The sequence below is a fragment of the Halalkalibacter sp. APA_J-10(15) genome (genome assembly GCF_023017105.1).
Taxonomy (GTDB): domain Bacteria; phylum Bacillota; class Bacilli; order Bacillales; family Bacillaceae_D; genus Halalkalibacter.
In genome coordinates, this window is sequence record NZ_JALKEV010000106.1 from 1 (window position 1) to 246 (window position 246).

The window sequence follows — 246 nt, forward strand, 5'->3', positions numbered from 1 at the left end:
TCATCATACACAAACTCGTGCTTTCGGAAGTAGCCCGGAGGCGTCATTGGTCGTTTGTAAGGCATGACCGCTCTTGTTTCTTCTTCTTGAAGCTTCTTCGCAATACTTGGTGTCTTGTAGCCTGCATCGACGGCTACGACTTGTGGCTTGGTGACCTTCTCTTTTAGTTGATCAAATAACTCGTGAAATACTTGGCTATCATGAACATTGGCAGGGGTAACAACGGTTCCAAGAACAAATCCATTC

1 protein-coding gene is annotated in these 246 nt (G+C 45.5%); it reads right to left on the reverse strand.

Translation table 11 applies throughout. From position 1 onward, the window contains the following. On the reverse strand, positions 1-246 hold a 246-nt coding region (locus MW695_RS22460), incomplete at both ends, for a transposase (protein WP_247107633.1).